The following is a 5,256-nucleotide window of genomic DNA, read 5'->3' as shown; positions in this document are numbered from 1 at the left end:
TGACGGTCTATCTTCTTTTGGTTAAAGTTTGCTTTTTTGCTATTGTGGGCCCGGCTTTTGGTACCATCGATGGCAATTACTGCTCCAGATATCAAGTCGGCATCTTTTAGAAAAGATACAAAGAGTTTGAAGAGTTTTTTAAGTCCTGCCGGATTCCCCTTTCTAAAGTCGGATATACTGTGGTAGTTGGGTATGATGCCCAATAAAAGCCACTGCAACTCTATATTACGAGCACACTCCTTTTTTAACTTTCGCGAGCTTCTTAATCCATTGAGATAACCATACATATAGATTTTAAGAAACAGCTTAGGATCGTAACTCGGTCGGCCTTCACTTTTTATAGTTTGCAGGGTAAAACCCATCGCCGTTAAACTCAGGGCATCTACAAAGGCATCTATAAAACGAACGGGGTTGTCTGGTAAAATCGTGTCTTCTAAACTAGAAAAACACATTTGGTTGCGCGGTATTCCTGTGATGTGTTGCATTGTTAAATATACAACTTTTCTTCCTTTTATTAAAATAATTTTACTATTTTTGAAAGAAATAAACCGAAGTTTTTTCACAGACTGACGTTGTGAGTAATTCTAAAAAAAAACAGGATATTTAATACATAATATTGTAAAATGACAAATATTTATTATCATAAATCCGCTGAATATGTTCATATAATTAGGTTTTATGAAAATAAGACTGTAATAGGAATTTCATATAAGCTAACAGAAAAGCTAACAGAAAAGCTAGCAGAAAAAACAACTGAAAATATAAACAAATGGTTTGATTATAATTTGAAGTCTCTTAGAAGTATTTGTGGATTTGGAAAATATTTTACAATTGGAAACAAAATTATTTTTGAGTTAAAAATCAGGGAAGGGACGGTAATATATGAAGGAAAAATAAATTCTAATAATCAAATAATACTAAATTCGAAAAGTTTGATAAATAATTTCAAATCCTTTAACAAAAAATATTTTAGCATTGAAAATTTTGCTTTTCAATCTGATAATGATTGTGAAGAAGAATATTTAAATCTTCAATTTAATGAACCAGGAGATAATTATCCTATTCTACTAATTCCTAAAGCAATAACAAAAAAAATCCTTTATGATATATCAACTTTCGAAATAATAAAAACATTAAAAATGGTTCCCCCAAAATTTAAAGAGATTTCAGAACCAGATTATCCTAATCAACAAAAAAAAATTACAACCGAAAAAATTGAATTTGAAAGCAATGGATGTGTTACAATTGCTCAAATCCCAATGATTTGTTTTTTTATTTACATATTTATTTATTGTATCAGCAACAATAAAGAAGAAATAAGTATACTTTTTTTACTACTATCAATCTTTAGTATTTTTACTTTTTTAAAATTTAGAACTAAAACAGAATACAAAACTGTATATTCATCAAAAACAAGTTATGAAAAAGAAATTGAAAATTATAATTTGGAAATTGAAAAAATAAAAAAACAGAGAAATTCTCTTGAAGAAGAATATTTAATTCAACATAAAATATTTGAAAATGAATTATCTAAAGATATTGAATTTCATAAAAACAAAATTTACTTAAATTCAATAAAACCTATAAAACAAGGCGTTAAAAGTAATGAAAAAATAAAAAGAGGAAAAAGTGAATTATTTTTTTTGAGCCATTTAATTAAAAAATTTGGTTCACAAATAAAAATGGATTATAAACTAGATTTAAATTCATATTCTTATTACCCTGATTTCGTTTTCATTTGTGAAAAAACTAATCTGCATATTGATATAGAAGTAGATGAGCCTTATTCATTGATTGATAAAACACCGATTCATTATATAAATTCTAATGATGATGAAAGAAATAATTGTTTCATAGAAAATAATTGGATTGTTTTACGGTTTTCCGAAGTTCAAGTTTTAAACAATGTAAACAATTGCATAGAAGTAATAGAAAACATCATAAACTCAATAAATAACAGAACATTAAATATAAATATCTTCATACCAAAAGACTCTAGATGGACATATGAAGAAGCACTTGTTCATTCATATCAAGATTACAGAAAATAAACTTAAAAAGAACTACTCACAACAGCCGTTTGGCGTGATTGGGGATTTAGTGGAATTAGCGTTTTTTTATTACATTTACGTTAAGCCGAAAATACTCGGTTTCAAAAGTCCCCAACCACGCCAAGCGCCAAGACGTCAGGCTGTGAAAAAACTCCGTTTTTCACTGTATTACAGCAAAAATCATCGTTTTATACTTCAAAATAAGCACGTTAAGCAAGCTTGTTTTTTAAGCAGCAATTGCTAAGTCCAATCCGAATAAGTCGTTAAAAAGCCTTAAATAAACCCTTTTAAAAACAAAAACACCTTTGGTTTTGTAAGGTGACTTCCAGTTCTTGAGTTTGGCAATTAAATCTGGTACGCCCAGTATATTTATCGAGCGTTTGATGTTATACACCAGCATAATTAAACTGTGTTCGCCATTTACTTTTTCGAGTCCCGTTAAATTTGTGTGATTGTAGCCCCATTGTCTCTTGATCGTACCAAAGATATGTTCATTTATCTCTTGCCGTGTGCGATACAATTGCGGATTTTCTCGGTAGCGTTGGTTATTCTCCTCTATGGCATCAGCATATTCGCTGCGGTCGATCTCGCGTCCGCCGGCTCTACTGGTGCACAGGTGTTTTACGGGACATTCCTTGCAAGAGGGTGTTCGGTATTTCTTGAATTGATACCCGCTTTGTTCGGTTCGCCCACTTTTTTTATGCCATCTTCCTGTAGTTTTTAAAGTTGCTCCTTGGGGACAAGTATAGGTGTCATCGGCTTTATTGTAAATGAATTTGGCAACCAAATATTCGGGTTTTGTGACACTGTCTTTGCTTATTCCTGGCGTAGGATGGGCCACAATGGTGGTAATATTATGATCTTTGCAGTAGGCAATTTCCCGGCCGTTATGATAGCCTTTATCTACCAAAGCAGTAAATGTGTCTACTCCCAAGTTTTCTTTTGCCTCGAGTGCAATGGCGCCTAAGGCGTTAAGATCATTGCGATTGATGGTGTGGGTGGCAACTACTAAATTGTGTTTATTATCTACTGCTGCTTGGATATTGTAACTGATCTCAACTACTACTCCTTGAACCAGAAGCGCGCGTGCATCTTCGTCGGTGGTACTAATCTGTGGTTCTCCGCTGGATTTAAGTTTTTCTTCTAGAAGTTCATATCCTATTTTATTGTGTTTTAATCGCTCTATCTTTTCTTGGATCTTGGTTATGTTGATTCCATTGTCTTGGGTATCATTTTGATCTAATTGCGTTAAATATTCTTGGGTTTTTTCTTCGATATAAGCCAAATGACGTTCTATTTTCTTTTGGTTGAAATTGGCTTTTTTGCTATTGTGGGCACGGCTTTTAGTACCATCGATTGCAATTACTTCTCCCGATATCAAATCGGCATCTTTAAGGAAACTTACAAAGAGTTTGAAGAGTTTTTTAAGCCCTGTTGGATTCTCCTTTCTAAAGTCGGATATACTGTGGTAGTTGGGGATGATGCCGCATAAAAGCCACTGCAACTCTATATTACGAGCACACTCTTTTTCTAACTTTCGCGAGCTTCTTAGCCCATTGAGATAACCATACAAATAGATTTTAAGAAGCAGCTTAGTGTCGTAACTCGGTCTACCTTCGCTTTTTATAGTTTGTACGGTAAAACCCATCGCCGTTAAACTCAGGGCATCTACAAAGGCATCTATAAAACGAACGGGGTTGTCTGGTAAAATAGTGTCTTCTAAACTAGAAAAACACATTTGATTGCGCAGTATTCCTGTGATGTGTTGCATTGTTAAATATACAACTTTTCTTCCTTTTATTAAAATAATTTGACTATTTTTGAAAGAAATAAACCGAAGTTTTTTCACAGACTGACGTTGTGAGAAATATTTACACCAATCGCGTTAATTACAACGTTCTTTTTTGAATTTCGTTATCTTTGAAAAATGAAAAAGAATCTTTATATAATCGCAGGTTGCAACGGAGCTGGAAAGACTACAGCTTCATTCACAATTTTACCTGAAATTCTAGATTGTAAAGAATTTGTGAATGCTGATGAAATTGCAAAAGGTTTATCTCCATTTCAACCGGAAAAAGTCTCATTTGAATCTGGAAGAATTATGCTTCGAAGAATAAATGAACTTTTAGAATCAAATGAGAATTTTGCTTTTGAAACTACTTTGGCTACAAAAAGTTACAAATCAAAGATTGTTGAAGCGAAAAGTAAAAATTACAATGTTACGCTTCTGTTCTTTTGGCTTCAGAATGTTGATCTAGCAATTGAGCGTGTTAAAACTAGGGTTTTAGAAGGCGGACATAATATTGAACTTGAAGTAATAAAACGTAGATATAAAAACGGAATAAAAAATTTATTTGATATTTATCTTCCGATTGTTGACGAAGCAATGATTTTTGACAATTCAGAAGGTAAACACAATTTAATTGCGGAAAAAACTTTAGATTCTGAAATCGATATTTTAAATCAATTAAAATTTGACAAACTAAAAAACTATTATCATGAAGGAATATAAAAGAACACCGAATCAAACCAAAATCCTCGAAGGAATGGATAAAGTTTACGACAAGTTAATCGAATTCAAAAAGAAGATGAATAGCGAACTAGTAATACTTAAGGATAATAAAATAGTAAGGGTAAAACCATAACACTTCTCACAACACCACAACTAAGAACCTGCTGGTTTTCGGTAAAGGGAAAATTGCAGTTTCACGAATTAAGTTTCTCTTCGGCAGAGAAAACTCGTTCCGCTTGCACCGCAAATTCGTAGTTGCGAGAAACGTTGTGAAAAAACTCCGTTTTTCACTGAATAACCTCAAAATCTATCGCTGTATAATAGCATAGAGCTACGCTAAGCAAGCTTGTTTTTTAGGCAGCAATTTTTAGGTTCATTTCGATTAAGTCCTTAAAAAGACTTAAATAAACCCTCCTAAAAATAATAACACCTTTAGTTTTGTAAGGTGACTTCCATTTCTTGAGTTTATCTATTAAGTCGGGTACGCCCAGAATGTTTATGGAGCGTTTGATGTTGTACACTAGCATAATTAAGCTGTGTTCACCATTTACTTTTTCTAGTCCCGTTAAATTCGTGTGGTTGTAGCCCCATTGTCTCTTAATGGTTCCAAAGATATGTTCGTTGATCTCTTGCCTGGTGCGATATAGTTGTGGGTTTTCCTGATACCGTTTGTTGTTTTCTTCAACGGCACTA

Annotated in this window: 6 protein-coding genes; 3 read left to right on the top strand and 3 right to left on the bottom strand. The window is 32.9% G+C overall.

All coding sequences use genetic code 11. The features are described 5' to 3' along the window. Positions 1–563, bottom strand: a 563-nt coding sequence (locus BUA99_RS14620; protein WP_234972983.1) for a transposase, incomplete at its 3' end; no start/stop codon positions are given. Between the two features lie 60 nt (positions 564–623). Between BUA99_RS14620 and BUA99_RS14615 the strand changes: the two genes are divergently transcribed. Then, positions 624–2,051 carry a hypothetical protein gene (locus BUA99_RS14615; RefSeq protein WP_072994021.1) on the top strand — a complete coding sequence of 476 codons (1,428 nt, stop codon included), beginning with the start codon at positions 624–626 and terminating at the stop codon, positions 2,049–2,051. 226 nt (positions 2,052–2,277) lie between these two features. Here the strand turns inward: BUA99_RS14615 and BUA99_RS14610 are convergent, their stop codons facing one another. Further along, on the bottom strand, positions 2,278–3,900 hold the full coding sequence (locus BUA99_RS14610) for an IS1182 family transposase (protein WP_234972982.1): 1,623 nt from the start codon (positions 3,898–3,900) through the stop codon (positions 2,278–2,280). Positions 3,901–3,978: 78 nt separating this feature from the next. Here BUA99_RS14610 and BUA99_RS14605 point away from each other — a divergent pair, with 78 nt between their 5' ends. Together BUA99_RS14605 and BUA99_RS15270 are read left to right on the top strand one after the other, a co-directional pair. Next, positions 3,979–4,563 (top strand): ATPase, encoded by a 585-nt coding sequence (locus BUA99_RS14605; RefSeq protein ID WP_072994019.1) that lies wholly within the window; start codon positions 3,979–3,981, stop codon positions 4,561–4,563. Beyond that, positions 4,550–4,696, top strand: a complete 147-nt coding sequence (locus tag BUA99_RS15270) for a hypothetical protein (RefSeq protein ID WP_200778675.1) — start codon at positions 4,550–4,552, stop codon at positions 4,694–4,696. The genes BUA99_RS14605 and BUA99_RS15270 overlap by 14 nt, the downstream gene beginning before the upstream one ends. Before the next feature lie 220 nt (positions 4,697–4,916). Here the strand turns inward: BUA99_RS15270 and BUA99_RS14600 are convergent. Next, positions 4,917–5,256: transposase (locus tag BUA99_RS14600; protein ID WP_234972981.1), on the bottom strand; the 340-nt coding region annotated here is incomplete at its 5' end.

The organism is Flavobacterium segetis (genome assembly GCF_900129575.1).
GTDB lineage: Bacteria > Bacteroidota > Bacteroidia > Flavobacteriales > Flavobacteriaceae > Flavobacterium > Flavobacterium segetis.
The sequence above is the reverse complement of the archived record's forward strand: the minus strand, read 5'-3'. Positions and strand labels throughout refer to the sequence as shown.

Excerpts from the sequence above, each read along its gene's own strand:
- BUA99_RS14615 (WP_072994021.1), top strand. The coding sequence starts at position 624 with ATGACAAATATTTATTATCATAAATCCGCTGAATATGTTCATATAATT.
- BUA99_RS14605 (WP_072994019.1), top strand. The coding sequence starts at position 3,979 with ATGAAAAAGAATCTTTATATAATCGCAGGTTGCAACGGAGCTGGAAAG.
- BUA99_RS15270 (WP_200778675.1), top strand. The coding sequence starts at position 4,550 with ATGAAGGAATATAAAAGAACACCGAATCAAACCAAAATCCTCGAAGGA.